The sequence below is a fragment of the Bacteroides eggerthii genome (assembly GCF_025146565.1).
GTDB lineage: Bacteria > Bacteroidota > Bacteroidia > Bacteroidales > Bacteroidaceae > Bacteroides > Bacteroides eggerthii.
Genome location: NZ_CP102258.1, coordinates 2,443,155 through 2,463,329, shown reverse-complemented (window position 1 = coordinate 2,463,329; position 20,175 = coordinate 2,443,155). Strand labels below are relative to the sequence as shown.

The 20,175-nt window shown below is 45.3% G+C and carries 16 protein-coding genes and 1 other RNA gene; 2 read left to right on the top strand and 15 right to left on the bottom strand.

From position 1 onward, the window contains the following. Positions 1 to 28 precede the first annotated feature (28 nt). The 11 genes from NQ546_RS10130 to NQ546_RS10080 form a co-directional block, all read right to left on the bottom strand. Positions 29 to 1,423: a RagB/SusD family nutrient uptake outer membrane protein gene (locus NQ546_RS10130; RefSeq protein ID WP_004290031.1), complete on the bottom strand. Its 1,395-nt coding sequence runs from the start codon at positions 1,421 to 1,423 to the stop codon at positions 29 to 31. A gap of 24 nt (positions 1,424 to 1,447) precedes the next feature. Next, entirely contained in the window at positions 1,448 to 4,843 is a 3,396-nt protein-coding gene (locus tag NQ546_RS10125; RefSeq protein WP_004290030.1) for a TonB-dependent receptor, read from the bottom strand. 103 nt (positions 4,844 to 4,946) lie between these two features. Further along, positions 4,947 to 5,939, bottom strand: coding sequence for a FecR family protein (locus NQ546_RS10120; RefSeq protein WP_239463479.1), 993 nt, complete (start codon positions 5,937 to 5,939; stop codon positions 4,947 to 4,949). Next, entirely contained in the window at positions 5,939 to 6,571 is a 633-nt protein-coding gene (locus NQ546_RS10115) for an RNA polymerase sigma factor (protein WP_004294751.1), read from the bottom strand. The genes NQ546_RS10120 and NQ546_RS10115 overlap by 1 nt, the downstream gene beginning before the upstream one ends. A gap of 163 nt (positions 6,572 to 6,734) precedes the next feature. After that, the gene (locus tag NQ546_RS10110) at positions 6,735 to 7,958 is read right to left on the bottom strand and encodes a clostripain-related cysteine peptidase (RefSeq protein ID WP_004290027.1); all 1,224 of its coding nucleotides are present in this window, start codon (positions 7,956 to 7,958) and stop codon (positions 6,735 to 6,737) included. 21 nt (positions 7,959 to 7,979) lie between these two features. Continuing rightward, positions 7,980 to 8,372, bottom strand: a complete 393-nt coding sequence (locus NQ546_RS10105; protein WP_004290026.1) for a hypothetical protein — start codon at positions 8,370 to 8,372, stop codon at positions 7,980 to 7,982. Between the two features lie 186 nt (positions 8,373 to 8,558). Further along, positions 8,559 to 9,419, bottom strand: a complete 861-nt coding sequence (locus tag NQ546_RS10100; protein ID WP_002561589.1) for a sigma-70 family RNA polymerase sigma factor — start codon at positions 9,417 to 9,419, stop codon at positions 8,559 to 8,561. Positions 9,420 to 9,609: 190 nt separating this feature from the next. Beyond that, positions 9,610 to 11,139 (bottom strand): trypsin-like peptidase domain-containing protein, encoded by a 1,530-nt coding sequence (locus tag NQ546_RS10095; protein ID WP_004290025.1) that lies wholly within the window; start codon positions 11,137 to 11,139, stop codon positions 9,610 to 9,612. A 237-nt stretch (positions 11,140 to 11,376) separates the two neighbouring features. After that, positions 11,377 to 12,711, bottom strand: a complete 1,335-nt coding sequence (locus NQ546_RS10090) for a transglutaminase-like domain-containing protein (RefSeq protein ID WP_004290024.1) — start codon at positions 12,709 to 12,711, stop codon at positions 11,377 to 11,379. A 52-nt stretch (positions 12,712 to 12,763) separates the two neighbouring features. Continuing rightward, on the bottom strand, positions 12,764 to 13,933 hold the full coding sequence (locus NQ546_RS10085) for a dipeptide epimerase (RefSeq protein WP_004290023.1): 1,170 nt from the start codon (positions 13,931 to 13,933) through the stop codon (positions 12,764 to 12,766). A 20-nt stretch (positions 13,934 to 13,953) separates the two neighbouring features. After that, positions 13,954 to 15,156 (bottom strand): C40 family peptidase, encoded by a 1,203-nt coding sequence (locus NQ546_RS10080; RefSeq protein WP_004290022.1) that lies wholly within the window; start codon positions 15,154 to 15,156, stop codon positions 13,954 to 13,956. 104 nt (positions 15,157 to 15,260) lie between these two features. On the opposite strand from NQ546_RS10080, the gene rnpB reads away from it, so the two are divergent. Continuing rightward, an RNA gene (rnpB, locus tag NQ546_RS10075) (RNase P RNA component class A) lies at positions 15,261 to 15,631 on the top strand. 15 nt (positions 15,632 to 15,646) lie between these two features. After that, a complete protein-coding gene (locus tag NQ546_RS10070) occupies positions 15,647 to 16,966 on the top strand; it encodes a YihY/virulence factor BrkB family protein (RefSeq protein ID WP_004290021.1) in 1,320 nt (439 codons plus the stop codon). Positions 16,967 to 16,972: 6 nt separating this feature from the next. Here NQ546_RS10070 and NQ546_RS10065 read toward each other — a convergent pair whose 3' ends face one another. The 4 genes from NQ546_RS10065 to pstB all read right to left on the bottom strand — a co-directional run bounded on the left by NQ546_RS10065 (position 16,973) and on the right by pstB (position 20,170). Beyond that, positions 16,973 to 17,512: a nitroreductase family protein gene (locus NQ546_RS10065; RefSeq protein ID WP_004290020.1), complete on the bottom strand. Its 540-nt coding sequence runs from the start codon at positions 17,510 to 17,512 to the stop codon at positions 16,973 to 16,975. Between the two features lie 3 nt (positions 17,513 to 17,515). Continuing rightward, a complete protein-coding gene (locus tag NQ546_RS10060; RefSeq protein ID WP_004290019.1) occupies positions 17,516 to 18,118 on the bottom strand; it encodes a riboflavin synthase in 603 nt (200 codons plus the stop codon). A 521-nt stretch (positions 18,119 to 18,639) separates the two neighbouring features. Next, positions 18,640 to 19,335 carry a phosphate signaling complex protein PhoU gene (phoU, locus tag NQ546_RS10055; RefSeq protein ID WP_004290018.1) on the bottom strand — a complete coding sequence of 232 codons (696 nt, stop codon included), beginning with the start codon at positions 19,333 to 19,335 and terminating at the stop codon, positions 18,640 to 18,642. A 70-nt stretch (positions 19,336 to 19,405) separates the two neighbouring features. Then, positions 19,406 to 20,170, bottom strand: coding sequence for a phosphate ABC transporter ATP-binding protein PstB (gene pstB, locus NQ546_RS10050; protein WP_004290017.1), 765 nt, complete (start codon positions 20,168 to 20,170; stop codon positions 19,406 to 19,408). Positions 20,171 to 20,175: the final 5 nt, after the last annotated feature.

Below are 20,175 nucleotides of genomic sequence, written 5' to 3'. Positions count from 1 at the left end.
GGTCTGTTTCTTTAAGTTTAACAAGAAATCAATATCCGGGATTTTGCCAAAGGAGCTTTTCATTATTGACACGCTCCAGCTCTGTCTTGGGAATGGGATACAGGAACTGATAATCCTGAATTTCATGTCCTTCCGCCTTCATGGCATCTTTGGCTCCACCCATTCGTACAAGGTCGAACCACCGGTGTCCTTCATAGGGGAATTCACGCTGGCGTTCCAACATAATGGCCTTTCGGAAACTGTCTTTATCAGGAAGGTCAGCAATCTGTATCGAAGAGCTGCATGAACGCATGTGAACCGAATTCAGAGCATTCATTGCATCTGAAGTCTGCGAATTGCTGTACTCTATTTCATTTAGAGCCTCCGCATACATAAGCAGGACATCAGCATATCGGAGAACAATTTGATCATTACCCACAGTGTTATAAGTGGCACTCTTTGTATCTTTAAATTTCTTCAGCACAAAGACCTTGCTCTCCACTTGTGTATATTCTATCAATTCCTTACGTTTATCATCAGCGTCCGAATAGCATTTCTTCAAAGCCTCCGTTTGGTTAGTATCATCTCCCAGGTTTGTAATAGAAAACCAATAGCCATGTCCTTCGCCTTCTAATTCCTTATTGAAACGAACTGCAAAAATTATCTCGTTGTTCATCTTATTATCCACATCGAATACTTTATCAGGAGAAGCCATCAAACTGTATTTGCCTATAACCTGAGATAGAATATCCCTCGCTTCCTCCCATTTATGGAAAGTGAGATACACTTTACCCAAAAGCGCTTTGGCAGCCCCCAAAGTGACGCGTCCCACTTCATTGCCCGTATACGACTGAGGTAACATATTATCATCTATTATCTGTTTCAGATCACCGGTCAGGAAATCGTAGACCTGCTGTTCCGAACTACGTCCGATAGCTAAAGCCTCGGAAACAGTTACAACTTTGTCGGTCATCGGTATTCCACCCCACAAGCGATACATATTAAAATACGTTAGGGCCCGTATGAACAACGCCTCGGCCTTATACTGTTTTTTCAACGTTTCATTAAAATCCGCCCCGTCGATTTTATCCAGCACTAAATTGCAGCGGTATACACCATTGTTAAAGTTAGCCCAGGCATTTTGCAGAATACCATTCGATGGTTTATCGGAAAACTGGTCTATGTCGTACCGGTCTTGCGTACCGGTGGTGGGAGCACTTAAATACAGGTTATCACTTCGGTATTCACAACATTCTGTAAAAAAGTTCACCTGCGTTTGCAGTTTTGAGTAACATCCGATGACCGCTACATTGAAATCTTCGGCCGTTTTATAAACTTTGTCCGTAGGCACACTGCTGCTCGGCTCCAAATCAAAAAAACTATCCGTACAGGACACCGACAGGAAAGCGGTTGACAATATTAGAAAGAGTTCATATTTTTTCATATCTCATATCTTTTAGAAAGGTAATTAAAGAGTTATATTCAAACCGAACAAAAAGGTTCTTGCCAATGGATACGTTCCATAATCTTCGCCCGGTGAGAGTGAGTTGCCGGGGCGTGCATTAACTTCCGGATTATATCCGCTATAATCGGTGGATGTCCAAAGATTCTGTCCCGACACATAAATCCTCAGCTTCTCAACAAAGAAATGACGAGTCAGCTGCTGAGGCAGTGTATATCCTAAAGTGACATTTTGCAATCTCAGGTAAGATCCGTCTTCCAGATGCCAAGTAGAGGTTCTTCCGTTATACCCTTTCGATTTGCGGTTTGCACGATTCACCTGGCCGTTTCCCGGATTGTCAGCGCTTTTCCAACGGTCCAAAGCAAGCGTTGTTCCATTCACATTGCCTTCCATATTGTCGATATACCTCCTGTTCAGATTCAAGATTTCATTGCCATAGACACCCTGAAAGTTAAAGTCAAGGTCAATCCCCTTATACCATACCTTTCCACCGAAACCATACGTAAAATCGGGCATATAATTACCGACAATCGTGCGGTCCTTATCCAAATCCATCACACCGTCACCATCTACATCTACAAAGCGGAAATCTCCCGGCTTGGTATTGCTGAAATGGGGATACTTCTTAAGCTCTTCCTCATTGGAGAAAATGCCGTCCTGCACCAGCAGATAATAGCTGCCGATGGGTTCGCCCACTTTGGTGATATAATAGGCATGGTCTACGCTACCGGTAGAGATAATGGGAGCGTCACCGGGCCCCAAAGCCTTCACCTCGTTCGTATTGGTTGAATAGTTGGCATTGAATGAATATCCAAAGTCCTTTGTGAAGTTCTTCTGGGAAGTCAAGGCAATTTCCCATCCCCGGTTATTCACCTTACCAATATTCATCAAGGCTGTGCTATAACCAGTCAGATGGGGAACAGGGACGTTCAGAAGCATGTTCGAAGTATTGGTGTTGTAATAATCCACCGTGACGCCGAGCAATCCTTTAAACATCTGCACATCGATACCGGCATTGACCATCGCATTCTTTTCCCAGCTTAAATCCTCATTTTTAATGGTATTGGGTTTGTACCCGTAAACGAGTTGGCCGTTATTTGTTCCAAGTATGTAATTATCGAGCGCCATCAGTGAAAGATGATCGTAATTGCCTATCTGGAAGTTACCGGTAACACCGTAGCTGGCCCTTATCTTCAGATCGTCTATGAAAGAGAGCGCCTTGGCATTCTGAAAGAAATCCTCACCACTGATTCTCCATGCAGCAGAAGCTGACGGGAAATATCCCCAACGATTATTCTTTCCGAAACGGGAAGAACCGTCGGCTCGTATAGCGGCAGAAGCCATGTATTTACCTTTATAGCTATACTGGGCACGTGCCAGATAAGATGCTATGCTCCATTGCGTCTTGTCGGAGTTTCCTTTCGTCACCGTACCACCTCCAATAGTCTGGATATAATCGTTCGGGAAATCGGTAGCCGTCACGTTGTTACCCTTATAAGTTTCTTTCTGTGCAGACTGCACCAGTACGAGGTTCAGGGAATGATCCTCATTAATGGTTGTATTGTAATTTACCTTATTTTCTATCAACCAGTTGAAGTAGAATCCGGAAGAGCTGTAAGCTATGGGATTGGACTTCGTGTCATAATACTTCTGTCCCAGCAGCGGCAACTCCGACGAGCGATACGTATCGTTGTGCGAACCGTAATAATCCCCGCCGAAAGAAATGTTATAGGTCAGTCCTTTAAAGAACTCTATTTCCGCAAATACCTTTCCGACAATCGCCATGCGGTCCACAACATCCGATTGCAGGTTTGCCATTGCAACGGGGTTCAATATGGCGTTATGCTGATAATCGTTCCCGATTCTCCAGTAACCGTTTCCCTGATAATTATAGCTTCCGTCGGCATTATACACAGGCCATACGGGCGGCATCATCAGTGCAGACTGTACAACGCCACCTGCTCCCGATGCATCTACACGATTGGAAGTTGAATAAGACGGAGAGAAATTAACTCCAAACTTGAATTTCTTATACTGTCCGTCAAGATTCATACGCATGCTGTATTTCTTGAAATCGGAATTGATAACGACACCCTCCTTATCGTAATAATTGGCCGATACGAAATAGCCGACCGTTTTTCCACGTCCTGAAACAGAGATATTATGGCTTTGCGTACCGGCAGTACGGAAAATGGCATCCTGCCAATCAGTGTCCGTCAGTCCGCGGTCACCGTTCAGATAAGGAAACAGTTCGGTAGGGATACGTTCCCAAGAGTTGGGACGCATGCCGTTCGGATCATCGGGCGAAGCTCCCGGATTGGCATCCAGATAGGCATTATCGTGACCGTCCTTGGCAAACTCCGCAAACTGGTAGGCGTTCATCATATCAAGTTTCTTCGATACATTCTGTATGCCGTAATAGCCGTCATACTGTATCTTCACTTTTTCCGACTGCCCCTGTTTGGTCGTAATAATAATAACGCCATTGGAACCGCGGCTACCATAGATAGCGGCAGAAGAAGCGTCTTTCAACACTTCTACCGACTCAATGTCGTTGTTGTTGAGATTGGCAAAGCCACGTTCCACCGGCACGCCGTCTATGATATAAAGCGGATCGCTACCGGCATTGACGGTACTGATGCCACGCACGCGGATACTTACGTTCCCTTCCGGATCACCGCTTGGAGTAGTCACCTGTACACCCGGCATCTTTCCTGCCAATGCCTGACGGAAATCCGAAGCAGATGTCTTGGCTATGTCCTCCGCTTTCACCGAAGATATGGAAGTGGACACATCGCTCTTCTTCTGGACGCCATAGCCCACGACCACCACTTCTTCCAGCAGTTCACTATCCTCTTTCAGGGTTATGTTGGCGAGCGCTTTGTCTCCGGCCGAGAAAGTTCGTGTTTTATAACCGATAAATGAGATAACAACTTCCGCTTTTTCGGGAACACCCATCAAGGTATATTCTCCGTCAACATTTGTAATCGTTCCCAAAGAAGTTCCTTTTACGGCAATGCTCGCACCTATTACGGGCTCTCCTTTCTCGTCGACGATTACGCCGGAAATCTTTTTCACCTTCCCGCTTTGGTGTGTGGCTTCCGAAGCGGCTTTTGCTTTCAGATAGACTTTCTTCCCGCTTATCTCGTAAGTGACACCCATGCCCGCCAGTAATCTGTCAAGCACATGGGCAAGTTCTTCTTCATCGGCCCGGACAGTTACAAGTTTATCGGGATTCACCGTCGGACGGCTGTATGCCACCGTCAGTCCGGTCTGTTGGGTAATGGCATCAAAGACCTTCGCCAGTTTCACCTGCCGGAAATCCATTGAAACTTTTTGAGCAGTGGCTGTGATACAAGCCATAGAGCTTAAAAGCAGAACAAGCAGAATCTTGTGTTTCATAACTTTAATTTTAGATTAGCAATAGTATAAAATTCTCTTTATACTAAGTAGACACACAAGACTCCCGAACGGGTGAGAGAAAATCTATCTTTTTTCTAAAAAATTATTTAGTGGTGACAGTCACTTCCTTTTCGACTTCGTCATAGCGGAAGTGCAGCGGAGCAATCTTCTCCAAATCGCGCAAAACTTTTTCAAGAAGTGTATTTTCAGAAGTCAGCGTGAAATATACATTCCAAGCGTCTTGGTTCTCCACTTTAAAGTTGACATTGTACCAACGGTGCAGCACTTTGATGACCTCCACCAGAGGAGCGTCTTTGAAAGCGATCACATTTGTTTTCCATAAAGAGGAAAAGCGGGTGTCGCTGTTTCGGGAAATGGTGCAGCGGTCGTCGTCGCGATTATAAACCAACCTTTCACCGGGCCGCACCGGATATTTCTTGTCCGAAGGAAGCATGAGATTGATATGCCCCTCATCCAGACATACGGTAATATCCTTATTATCAGGATAGGCATTGACATCAAATGAAGTTCCCAATACATGGATGGCGGGCCCGTTCAGATTGACGATGAAAGGACGGGCAGGATTCTTGGACACCACAAAATAGGCTTCACCTTCCAAATAGACCTCACGACTGGAAAGAGCAAACTTCTTGGGATACTTCAAGCGGGAATCCGAATTGATATATACGCGTGTACCGTCCTGAAACATCATTTGCAGACGCTCGCCCTTCGCCACATAGATTTCTTCGTAGCCGGAGCCGCCAAACAAGTCCACCCGCTTGTCCAACTGCACAACCAAGCCTGCCAGCACAACAAACGGTATCAATACCGCAGCCACCCGGAAAACTATCCGGCGGACACGCTTCCTACGGATATTCCTGCGGATGCGGGCAAACAACTCATCTGACGCTATCTCGTGGTCCACGTAAAGTTCTTCATAACCAAGTTTCACCTGCTCCACGTCGCAATCCATGCTTCGGGACAAATAGTCCGTTCCTTCATCCGTAGCAAACCATTGCGCCACGAGACGGGCTGTTTCAGGAGTAGATGTTCCGGCAAGTACTTCCCGTATCTGTTCTTCGGTGGGTTTATTCATCATCTTATTATCCATAGTATAAAAAGGACACTTAAATACTTCAACAGGGTGAGATATGTAACAAATATTAGCAATTTATGCAGATGTGCACGCAACAGTTTCAACGCCTCCGAGTAATGGGTTTTGATTGTATTGACGGAGAGCTGCATACGTTCGGCTATTTCCGGGTTGGTAAGTTCGTCGCGCACTTTCATCAGGCAGATTTCACGCTTTTGGGGCGGCAACTTGTCCAAGGCCTTATAGAACAGCGACATCATTTCTTTCTTCTCCAGATTCTCTATCAGTGTATCTTCATACTCGGGGATGCTCTGCGCTATCTCATAATTCTTGGCAATTGCATTGTTCTCATTACGGATTACGTTCAGAATATGATTCTTCGTCATCGTCACGAGGTAATTCTTCAGGCTGATGCCTACGCGAAGCTCCGAACGGAACTCCCAGAAACGCGTAAAGACATGCTGCACCGCATCCTCCGCCATAGCCTTGTCCATCAGGTAGCGATAGGCCAGCACATAAAGCAGTTTGTGGTACTTATTATAGACCACAGTGAATGCTTCCACATCTCCCCGCTCTACCTTGGCGAAAAGAGTTTCATCATCCATATCCGGTGTCAGTGAAACAAACAAGGACATCAGCAGTTGCTTTTAAGGTTACAATAACGGGTCAAATATAGGTATTTATAGATTGAGTAGTGCACAAAAGGATAAAAAAATGAATTCCATCCGTCACGCTGTTATGGAGCATATCGGAAGATGCGGCAACTACTTCTACAAGGCGAACAAAACAGGGAGTGTATTACCACCCTATCTTATCAAGACCGGCAGCGGTATACCAAGCGGTAGAACGGTATGCGACCATAGCGGCTGGAGCGCTTTCCATTGGAATGTAATGAGTTACGCCGCAAGTCGTTTCTTGGGGAACAGGAAACATCGCGTGTATCATACCCGAATAGTTCTTGGGGGTAGCTCTCCAATAGACAATTGCTTTATCGGCGGCAGAAGTCCATGCCGTTACATCAGAAGACAGGCGTTCCATCAACTGTTTCATATCATAATATCCCACATAGTTTTTACTGTACTCGCTTCGCAGGTCATAATTATAGATCTCGCCGACATTCAGTTCATTCTTCGCTATTGTTTGTTTCGTCACAGAAGCCAACTCATCCAAAGCCGCACAATCTATAACGGAAATAGCAACCCCACCTGTCCAAGTCATAGAGGGACTAACTCCGGTATACAACTTCTCATAAGGTTCATAATACGCTTTTCCTATCTCCACACCCACATTGGTTCCCTTGAACATAGCCGGCACAACCGACTCATAAGGTGCGCCGGGTCCCGGTATTTCCGTAGGTGAACCGATTACATAATCTGTGCAATTGCGCAGTTCGTAAGCCACCTCTACCGTCTGTCCGAAACAGGCATCGAACAGAATAAAATCGAAGCGGGGGAATTCGCTTAATATGGCGGCAATATCGGATATATTCAAATAAGTAGTGCCGCCGGTAGTGTCCTCTCCTACCCAACGGGTAGAAGCCTGCTTTGCAAGAGGCAAAGGATTGGGAATCCAGCCCTCGCCATGAGACCAAAGCACCAGACCGTAACTTTCCGCAGGATATTCAGTAAAAAGGAGCTTAAGAACCTCTTTCATCACAGCAGGATCGGTAGAGACTTGCTCCTTCTTATATTCCCTTACAGTCTCTTTTACCACATTTCCATTTTTATCCTTCGACAAACGATAGAGCGTAGGAAACTTATAAGACTGGGAACCCTCCCGGCTCGCGTCATCCACATAAACCAAAAGATTGTACAGCGAAGCATCGACAGCCTCCATTCCTTTCATCATTTCATCAATATCAATTGATGCAAAACCCGACAAGCTGTTATCCGCCATTATATAGGCCAATACTGTTCGTGTAACTTTCTCTGCCGGTACAGGATCGTCGTCCTGATTACAAGCTGTAAATATCAAAAGGAAAGATATGCACAACAGGGTATAAAGTTTCAGTCTCATAGTCATTCGTATAATCCGGATTTAAAATCACTCTTCCGGTTTCTTAAAACTAAACTTGTCCGGCGCAATAGTCTGCAGCGCCATTGTACCCTTCTTATACTTTGCTTTCACTTTAACAGCTTCCTTTTCCAGCTTCTTTTTACTCTCACTAAAATAGATCATACAAGTATAATCGGGTTTCTTCAAGTCATATTCCAGATAGTTTTTCAACTGATAGCTGTACAGGTCGCGCTTGGGCAGAAAGCCGTTCTTGTCCAATGCCGTGCTGTCCAATACCTGGATTTCCGTACAGTACACCACCGAATCGTTGAAGGAAGCCGCTATGCCAAAAGCATAAACAGGCTTATGACTTTTCATTGTAAATGCCGTACATAAAGTAAATACGAGCATCACTGCAAATACTATTTTTACGTGTTTCATAACTTCTATTGGTTTATTTTATTGGGGCAAAGATAGTGTAAACCGAAAGCAGAACAAAATAAGCCCGCTTATTTTTTATGCAGAAATGCCTCTTATCTCACTTAAAGATAGAAAAAAACCGGCTGTCCATGTCGGACAAACCGGTTTTCTTAATTTCTTTTATTTGTCAGAAACTGATATTCTTATTTATCCCAAATAAGATTTGAGCAATTTGCTACGATTACTTTGTCTTAATCTTCTGATTGCTTTTTCTTTAATCTGGCGGACACGCTCACGTGTGAGACCGAATTTGTCGCCAATTTCCTCTAATGTCATTTCCTGCTGTCCGATACCGAAAAACATCTGTATGATTTCTTTTTCCCTATCGGTTAACGTAGAAAGAGCTCTATCAATTTCCCTCGCAAGAGACTCGTTCACCAAAGAGCGGTCGGCCATAGGAGAGTCGTCATTGACCAGCACATCAAGCAAGCTGTTATCTTCTCCTTCAACGAAAGGTGCGTCCACCGAAATATGACGGCCGGAAACCTTCAGCGTATCAGAGATTTTATCAACAGGGATTTCCAGTTCATCGGCAAGTTCCTCGGGAGACGGACGGCGTTCGTTTTCCTGCTCGAACTTAGAGAAAGCCTTACTGATTTTATTCAGTGAACCTACCTGATTCAAAGGAAGACGCACAATACGCGACTGCTCTGCCAAAGCCTGCAAAATGGACTGACGTATCCACCATACTGCATAACTGATGAACTTAAAACCACGTGTCTCATCGAACTTTTCGGCAGCCTTAATCAGTCCTAAATTGCCCTCGTTAATCAAGTCGGGCAGACTCAAACCCTGGTTCTGGTACTGTTTGGCTACAGATACAACGAAACGCAGATTGGCACGTGTTAATTTCTCCAGTGCAACACGGTCACCCTTGCGGATGCGCTGAGCGAGCTCTACCTCTTCTTCGACTGTAATGAGGTCTTCGCGACCGATTTCCTGCAAATACTTGTCGAGAGAAGCGCTCTCTCTGTTAGTGATACTTTTGGTAATTTTTAGTTGTCTCATTCTTATAATACAGATTTGGGTTGCAAAGTTACGACAAATTATTTATTACAAACAAACTTGCCTGAACTTTTTCACCTTATTTATACCTTGACTACATAACAAAGAGGGTATTGACAAGTATTTGCCAACACCCTCTTTTTCGTCTTTCTTTGCTAATATTACAATCTTCTTACCTATTTACCTGTTTCGATTATTCCTGAGTTAAATCCACCGCATAGCTTGCACGCTTACCCGATGGGAACATACCGGTGATGAACAATACCTGATCGGGAGACTGAGTGGCAGCTTTCAGCACTTTCTCCAAGTCCTCCACCGACTTCATCTGCACATTGTTCGCCTTGAGGATGATAAATCCCTTGCGAATACCGGCATCTGCCATTTTACCGTTGGACACTCCGGTCACTTCCAAACCATAACCCAGGTTAAGTTGTCTCTTCAGTTCAGAAGATACAGGCTTGAAGGCTGCGCCCAGAAGTTCCATTCCGGCATCTTTCACAACTTTCGTATTGCCTTGAGAATTTTTCAAGGTCAGCTCAAATTCCTTCTCCTTCTTGTCGCGAACCACTTTGACTTTCACCTTGTCACCTGGGCGATGTTTAGCCAAAGCCTCCTGCAGGTCGCTGAACTTATGCACCTTCTTACCGCCAAGACCAATGATAACGTCATCCGACTTCAATATTCCGGCAGCAGAACCACCTTCCACAACCTCAGCAACCAATACACCTTCTTTCACTCCAAGTTCATCGGCCTTCTTCTTCATTTCCTCTGCCAGTCTTTCGTCCATTTGCAGGTCCGTGCCCAGTGTAGTACCGGTGATGCCCAGCAAAGCGCGTTGCACTGTACCAAACTGTTTCAAATCAGCCACAACTTTTGTCATGATGCTGGTGGGAATTGCGAAACCGTAACCGGAATAGGCCCCTGTCGGTGAATAGAGCATAGCATTGATACCTACCAGTTCACCTCTCGCATTAACCAATGCACCACCACTGTTACCCTGATTGATGGCAGCATCCGTCTGAATGAAAGACTGGATATTTGCAGCCTGTCCATTGGATGCAGTAGTGCCGATGGCACGAGCTTTCGCGCTCACAATACCGGCTGTAACGGTGGAGTTCAGGTTGAACGGATTACCTACCGCCAATACCCATTCGCCAATTTTCAATTCGTCGGAATTGCCTACCGGTACTGTGGGGAAATCATCACCTTCTATTTTAATCAGGGCAAGGTCCGTACTAGGGTCGGTACCGATGATCCGTCCTTTCAGTTCGCGGTCGTCATTCAGCTTTACGGTAATCTCATCGGCGCCTTCAACCACGTGATTGTTGGTCACGATATAACCGTCTTTAGAAATAATCACACCGGAACCAAAGCCTACACGCGGTTGGGTCTGTATCTGACGCTGCTGTCCGCGGCCATCACCGAAGAAGAAATCAAAAATATCAGGCATGCCTTGTACGGTTTGAGTCTTGCTCAACTGCTTAGCGCGTATATGTACCACAGCATGAACCGAATTCTCTGCCGCCTGTGTCAAATCGACAGGCTGCGCATCCGTTGCATTATAAGCAGCCAACTGTAAATTATTAGGGTTCTGTTCGAACAACTCGCTAAATGTAGCAGGTTTTTCCTTATTCAGCATCTTATAAGTGGTAACACCGGCCACTCCTGAACTAAGAATTACAACGGCTGCAACTCCAAGGATGTTTTTTGTTGTCTGTTTCATACTACTCTTATTCTCTTTTAATTGTTAATATTCAAATCTTATTTAACATTCTGACGTTAAAATAACGACAAAAATCGTTCAGTTATTCCGCTTGTCACTCTTTTTTGTTCTCTTTTAACAGTGAATATTTGGGACTTAACAGCGGTTAACGACAGAGACTGACAAATTAGCATTTATGCACGATTGCAGTTTGTTAAAAGACTGACAGATAGACAAAACAAAAACGCATCACACTCCCTAATAGTTGAGATAATCAATCTCCATGTGGTAGCTCCATTGCGGAAAGTAAAGATTCCCTCCTTCCCACTCTACCTCTCCACGCTGGAAATCCACAGTTTCACTGCGCGGATACTTCTTTTCGGGAACCAACGGCATGCCGTAATCAGTATTCACAATCATACGCCAAGAGTCAATGCCACCCAAGAAGAAAAACTTCTCATCAGCATTACGGGCGAAAGCCGGCATGCCGAATGACTGATCGACGGGCACCCACCCCACCCCTTCAAAGTACACTTCCGCCCAGTCGTGCAGGTTCCAGGCACGAGGATGCATCATAAACCCACTCTGGAAATGCGCAGGAATACCACTGATACGACACAAGGTGATGAATAAAAGACTGACCTGTCCGCAGTCTCCATGACGGTTGTCCAATACGTACTCCGGGATATTCTCAATCGTGGAATACTCGCGTGCAGACGCCCAGGGAAAATTATCGTTAATCCAACAGAAGATGCGTTTTGCCTTTAAATACGGGTTCGTTTCACCTGCTGTCAGTCTGGCAGCCAACTCACGCAGACGCGGCGAGAAAACGATATGCTTCTCCCGTTCGGCGGTATATTCTTTATAAAGGGGAGCAGTCGTGTCATAAGGACGGACATCTTCGGGCCGCAGATTGTGCCACTCTCCACAAGAGGTGTATTCGAATGTTTCGGAAAATACCGTAGGCTCGCCCTTTACGGCGCGTTTCTCCATGTAGAGCGTACTGTGCCGGCAGTCTTGCGGAGAGAAAACATATTCCGGCTCACTGGCAGAAACAAACTTCACATCCCGCTGGCGTGCCTGATCTTTGCGGGGATAGGGCAACCAGCAGCGGATGAGTTTTCCGGCAGGAACAGCATTAGTATCCACCGTCAATGTATAAGTAACGCGCATCCGTTTAGGAACGGCAATCGCCTTGCCATTCTTCTGCACAGCAGTAATGATTTCCGGCAGATTCTCTTTATTCACCTTCTCGCTCCCACTCAGCGCAGTGCCTTCCTTAGCTATTTTCACATCATAACAGGCTGAATCCACACGAAACAAATTGGGACCGGCATTGCGGAAATAGCGCTTCTCACCGTCCAGCATCATATACTCCAAAGCATTGGATGCTTCCCATTGCCTCATTTGCTCATCGGTGACATCGGGAAGGTACTTCCTGATATAGTCCTTCACCTGTGATTCCGTCAGGCAAAAGTCCGTAAGCAGACGCTGGTGCAAATCATCGTCCCAACTATATGGTTTGTTTTCCGGCTTCGTGCCGCAAGCAGAAACAAAAACAAACAAGAAGACAGTGTATAGCAGATTCTTCATGAATTACGAGTTTGAATTATAAATTATGAATTACGAATATTCTCTGTGTTTTCTATATCTTCACTACTCCGATACCCGGCAGATCCGGCAATGTAATCTTCCCCTTCACGACTTCCATACCCTTGAAACGGTCATTGGCTATCAGCAGGCTGCCATCCAAATCGGCAAAGTCCACCGCCGGAGAAAGTTGCGAAGCGGCAGAAATGGCGCAGGAAGTTTCAGTCATGCAGCCCACCATCACTTTCATCCCCAAAGCACGCGCCAACGTCACCATTTTCCATGCCTCACGCATGCCGGTGCACTTCATCAACTTGATATTGATGCCGGTAAAAGCATCTTTCAGTCCCACGATGTCTTTTAAACGCTGAATGGACTCATCTGCAAATATCGGTAACGGACTTTGCCCGGTCACCCATGCAATATCGTCCAATTGTTCTTTGGGCATAGGCTGCTCTACCATAACAATGCCCTTTTCCTTCAGCCAATAAATCATGTCGAGTGCATGGCGCTTATCTTTCCAACCCTGATTGGCATCAACGGCAATAGGAAGATCCGTAACCGAACGGATCGTCTCAATCATCTCCTTATCGTTGTCGCGCCCCAGCTTCACTTTCAGTATATTGAATTGTCCGGCACATTCTTTTGTCTTTTCACGCACTACATCGGCTGTGTCAATGCCAATGGTAAATGTGGTAGAAGGTGTTTTCTCCCTGTCCAGTCCCCATATTTTATACCAAGGAGCCTGCAATAATTTACCCACCAAATCATGCAAAGCGATATCCACCGCTGTTTTTGCCGCCGCATCCCCTGCCGAAAGCGTGTCTATATAACCCAGAATATCTTCCAGCCGGAAAGGATCGGTAAACTGTCCGATAACATCCTGCACCTTTTTCAGAAAAGCCAGCACACTGTCCATTGTGCCCAACTCATGCTGCAAGTAAGGAGGCATGGAGGCTTCTCCATAACCGATGATTCCGTCATACTCTATTTCAACCTGCACATCAGGAGTAGTGGTGCGCGAATAGGCAGCCACCGTAAAGACATGGCGCAGTTTCAGCTCATAAGGAAAGAAACGCAGCTTCATTCTGGGCACAACGCCGCTTTTATTGATGTTGAACAATGCAGGCGCTACCCTTTCACTTGCCAATACGCCATTGATAGCCATGCCCGAGCCTAATGCGGCAAAGGCAGCGGTCTTTAAAAACTCTCTTCTGTTTTGCATGTTATTGATTTTTTATCAGTTCATTCATAATACTCATTTGTTGCTGTCGTATTCAGTCCCGTCTTCTTATTTATATAAGGTAACACGCGCGTGGCAAACAACAAACGTCCGAGGTTGTACTCATCAAACAGTTCGTCCAACGGATCAAAACTGCTGATATGCACATCCCCCTGTGAGTGAATGAAACGCTTGCCGCCGATATACATCCCTACGTGTACCACCCGTTCCTTACGTTCCGCAGTTGCTTTACGGCCGAAGAATATCAGATCGCCCGGCTGCAAATTGGAAAAGTCGGACGCAATGTCAATATGTTCACCTACGTAAGCCTGCTGGGAAGCGTCACGCGGGATAATGATGTCGTGCATAAAAAGTATAGTACGCACGAATCCGCTGCAATCCACCCCTTTCGATGAAGTCCCCGCCCAAAGATAAGGTATTCCTATCATTGTGCGTGCAGTGCGGATAATATCGGCTGCATCCTGTTTCAAGCCGGAGCGCCATTTCTTTTCGGGCATGGCTATGGATTTGGAGATATATCCTTGGCGGCCATCGGGATAAATCACTTTATAGAAAGCCCCTTTGCTTCCGTCCCATTTAAAACGGTTGCCTGCCACCACGTCCGAGATTGTCTGTGAAGTCCGGTCCGGCTTGGAATAGACAAAGCCGTAATGAGCCGTTACCACAATTTTTTCGGCATTGTTCCATGCAGCCATTTCCGCTTCATTCACAAGATGCACACCCACACGATGTACCCATGCAATGTAATTATCGGGAGTCTGAATGTGAATCCAGCCGTCGCGCTGCAACACATGTACGGGCATCCCCATTAATCCCTGCGTCATCATTTCCGAAGAGAAATCGGGAGCCGCACGCAGGTTGGCCACAGACACATTGATAATACCGTACGTCTTTCCTTCCAATCCTTTCACGTCAGGAAGCACCTGGATACAATCCATTACTTTATAATCTGCTTTTGCCAATCCCTGCAACAATGCAGCTTTCGCTTCAGCTGAAGTTGTAACACCACGCAGCATTACGTTTTTACCGGCAAAAGAATAATCTACATCGAACAAGGCCACACGCTTGTCCGGAGCATACATACGTTTCAAACTGTCAGAAAGTTGTGCCACTTCTACAGGAATAGTACGGTCACCGACTTGCGAAGCAAACGTAAAAAAGGGTATAAAGAGAAATAAAACCAAAACAGAGGATAACTTTTTCATAGGCTACATTGATTATGGGGGTTGTTAGTGTTAGCAAAGCTACGAAACATTTCCAAAATAGACACACATTTTTCATTTATTTTCCCTATCTTTGCCGTCCTAAAGCAGTTGGTCGGTTTGTCGCTTGCGCCTTGCGCGTATGAGGAAAGTCCGGGCAACACAGAGCATCCTACTTCCTAACAGAAAGCTGTCCGCGAGGGTAGAGTAACGCAGAAGAAAACAACCGCCATAGCCCTTCAGGTCGTGGTAAGGGTGAGAAGGTGGGGTAAGAGCCTACCAGTTTTGTGGTGACACAAAAGCTGTGCGTCTTAGGAGTTGTAAGGTCATGTAAACCGACGTTATGAGAGTTGCTCGCTCCATGTCGGAGGGTAGACCGCTAAAGCATGTATGGTGACATACGGCTCAGATAAATGACAGACACCTTTATTTATTGACAATGAAGGAACAGAACCCGGCTTACAGACTGACTGCTTTTTTTTAATTATCAATTATGAACAAGCGTATTGCCACTCTCTGGAAGTTTCTGACATACGACATTTGGCGTATCACAGAAGATGAAGTCACCAAAACGACTTTCTCCTTATATAATATCATCAAAACCATTTACCTCTGCATCAACCGTTTCACCAAAGACAGGCTTGTGAACAAAGCATCTGCTTTGACATACAGCACTTTGCTTGCCATTGTCCCCATTCTGGCGATTGTATTCGCCATTGCACGCGGGTTCGGCTTTGATAATCTAATGGAGAGCCAAATTGTCAAGGGCTTCGGCGGTCCGTCGGAAACAACAGAAGTGATCTTTCAGTTTGTCAACTCCTATCTGTCGCAAACCAAAAGCGGCATATTTATCGGGATAGGTCTGATCATGTTGTTGTGGACCGTACTCAACCTGATCAATAACATGGAAATCACCTTCAACCGCATCTGGCAAGTGAAGAAAGCAAGAAGCATGTACCGCAAAATCACCGATTACTTCTCCATGCTTCTGCTGATACCACTCCTATTGGTGGTTTCGGGCGGCCTCTCCATATTCATGAGTACCATGCTGAAGAATGTGGCGGACTTCACCCTACTCGCCCCCATCGGAAAGTTCCTAATCCGCCTCATACCGTTTGTCCTCACGTGGTTTATGTTCACAGGACTGTACGTCTTTATGCCTAACACAAAGGTGAAACTCAAGCATGCGCTGATTTCCGGAGTTCTGACGGGTACGGCGCATCAGGCTTTCCAATTCCTCTACATCAGCAGCCAGTTATGGGTGTCACGTTATAATGCCATTTACGGTAGTTTCGCGGCACTCCCCATGTTTCTGTTATGGCTGCAAATATCTTGGACAATCTGCCTTTTCGGAGCGGAGCTGACATATGCGGGGCAGAATATACGCAATTTCAGTTTCGACAAGGACGCACGTAACATCAGCCGACGCTACCGCGACTTTATTTCCATCCTTATCATGTCTCTCATAGCCAAACGTTTCGAAAAAAACGAACCTCCCTACACCGCCGAGGACATATCCGAAGAGTGCCAGATTCCCATACGTCTCACCAATCAGACCCTCTATGAATTACAGGAAATCAACCTTTTACACGAAGTAGTGACCGATGCCAAAAGTCAGGATATTGCCTACCAGCCCTCCATGGACATCAACAAGCTCAACGTCGCCCTCCTGCTGGACAAGCTGGACACCCATGGCTCCGAAGACTTCAAGATAGACAAGGACAAAGAATTCCATGGACAATGGGAAACACTGATGAAAGCGCGGGAGGAATATTTCAGAAGCGCAAGCAGAGTGCTGTTGAAAGACCTGTAAAGGAGCCTAATAATGATTATAGGAAACGACCTTCTCTTGGGACTTTCTGGATTTCTTCCGTTTCTCTTTCACCGGATATCCTATCGTTATATCAAGCAGCAGCCGTTTATTGGCCGGAATACCAACGAGTTTCTTAATCTCCTTTTCATCGAACCATCCCAAAATACACGATCCCAACCCCTCACTCTCGGCAGCAAGCGTGATGTGGGCAGCAGCAATACCGATATCTATTAAAGGAAAATATTTATCCTTTATCTTAGCTCCTAAAAAGGAAGTGATATTCATTGATTCTTCCACAACCAGAATATGTACCGGCGCATCTTTAGCAAACTTATTCATCCCCAGTCCGGCAGTAGCCTTGCCTACTTTTACAGCAAGCTCCGGATCGGTAACCACCACAAAACGCCAGGGCTGGGCATTACAAGCCGAAGGAGACAGCCGGGCAGCTTCCAAAATACGTTCCAATTTATCATGCTCTACGGCGCGAGACATATCATAGGCCCGGTCACTTTGACGCGAGGCTACCAATTGCAAGAAATCATCCATAACTCACTTGTACTGTATCATTCTGCTAATATACTTACCGATAATATCGAACTCCAGATTCACCACACTACCTTTCTTGAAAGCATGGAAATTGGTATGTTCAAAAGTATAGGGAATAATGGCCACCTGGAAAGTGTCATCCGTAGGATTGCACACAGTCAGACTGACACCGTTTACGGTTACGGAGCCTTTATCTACAGTGATATAGCCGCGCTTCGCCATTTCCTTATCAAACTTATATTGGAACGTAAAATAATAACTGCCTTCGGCATCCTCTATGCCAATGCAAGTTGCAGTCTGGTCTACATGTCCCTGAACAATATGTCCATCCAAACGGCCGTTCATCATCATGCTGCGCTCCACATTCACTTCATCGCCCACCTCCAACAAACCGAGGTTGGAACGGTCCAAAGTCTCTTTCATCGCTGTCACCGTATAGGTATCATCCGTCATACTGACCACTGTAAGACACACACCATTATGAGAAATGCTCTGATCTATCTTCAACTCGCTCACGAAAGAACACTTGAAAGTAAAGTGCACATTTTCTTGGTCTCTAACCATAGCCACCAGCGTGGCACATTCTTCTACTATTCCGGAAAACATATTGGTATTTACAATTTTACGGGTTACTATTTTCAGAAGACAAAGATAGAAAAAGGTTCTTATTATGCCATGCGGTTTTAAAAAAAATGAGCGGGTGTCTGTCTCTCCACGAATAGAGAAGTACTAAAAGTGGTGCTAAATATGGTGCTAAAACGGTATTCCACTAATATGCTCCCATTTCAATAAAACGTTAACACACTGATTTACAAATATGAAATAAAAGACAAAAAACGCCCACATACGTGTATAAAAAAAGGAAGCTTTTCACAAAGCCTCCTTTTTCAGTTTTCAATAGGTATTAGTTTTTTTTAAGGTAAAAAGATTGTTTTCAGGATAACGTTGCAAATATAGGCGCTTTTCGTGATACCAACCAAATTAAAAAACATGTCTTATAACATCTTTTCCGTAATTCTTTTGATTTTATTATCATTTCAAAGGACTTTTCTACATCTGCAATCGTTTTCAATGGACAAATATAGGGTTATTTTCTATTAAACACTGAAAATTTCCTAAAAAAGTGCTTATTTCTTATCATTCGGGTACTGTTCGTCCGTACGCCCGCTATGTTTTAGCACTTTTGCATCGATAAAGAACACTATTTCTTCAGCTATATTCGTGATGTGGTCACCGGAACGCTCCAGCTTACGGAATACACTAACCAAATTCAGGCAAGAAAGTGCGCTTTCGGGATGTTTGCCGATATAGTCTGCAAGAACAGCAGTGCCATTCGCATTGATTTCATCCAACAGATTATCTTTGGCAAACACAGCGGTTGCCATTTCCTGACTCTCTTCCTGAAGCGCTTTTTTGGCAAGTTCAAGCATGGACAATACCTGACTGATCATTTCTTCCAAACGCAGTTTCTGTAACAATTCACCATCCAAGACAGGCTCTTTGCAATTTATGGCAAAGCGGGCTATGCCTTCAGCAAAGTCACCCAAACGTTCCAGGTTCGAATTGATTTTGAGCATGGCGAGCACAAAACGTAAGTCGATAGCCACAGGATTATAGAGAGCGATGATATCTTCTATATCACTGTCTATTTTAAGCTCAAAAGCATTGACACGACGTTCGCGCACCAATACTTGCTGTGCCAGTTCTTTGTCCAGGGTCAGTACGGCTTCTCCTGCGCGGTCAAGCTGGTTATACACCAAAGTCCACATTTCGTCTACTTCCTTTTTCAGCAAGACGAGCTCTGATTCGATAAACTTTACCATAATGTTTCTTCTATTTCAAAATTATCAATTCCATAATCATATCACTTGTTCCAACGCATGAAACAACCTGTTATCCGAAGCGCCCTGTAATATAGTTCTGTGTCTCCACCTTATCAGGATTGGTGAATATCTTCTTCGTATCACCGAACTCTACCATTTCGCCCATATAGAAAAAAGCGGTACTATCGCTTACGCGGGCAGCCTGCTGCATGTTATGGGTGACGATTACAATGGTGTACTGCTTCTTCAGCTCATGGATAAGTTCCTCCACCTTAGCCGTCGAAATAGGATCGAGAGCAGATGCCGGTTCATCCATCAGCAAGACAGACGGAGATACCGCCATGGCGCGGGCTATGCACAGACGTTGCTGCTGTCCGCCGGAAAGGGCGTAGGCAGATACCTTGAGTTTATCTTTCACTTCATCCCAAAGGGCAGCTCCTCTCAAAGCCTCCTCCACCCGACGTCGGATAAACGCACTGTCTGTAACGCCATTGACGCGCAATCCGTAAGCAACATTTTCAAAGATGCTTTTCGGAAAAGGATTGGGACGCTGAAACACCATGCCGACATTCTTACGCAGCTCGTCCACTTGCACACCTTTCTTATATATATCCTGACCGTCAATAAGAACCTCACCGGTCAGACGGGTATCGGGTATCAAATCGTTCATACGGTTCAACAAGCGGAGAAAAGTAGACTTACCGCAACCGGAAGGGCCGATAAACGCCACAACCGATTTCTCCGCAATATCCATGCTGATTCCTTTCAGCGCGTGGAAGTTACCATACCAGAAATTTACATCGCATGTTTCTATTTTATTCATCACGTCATTCATGATTT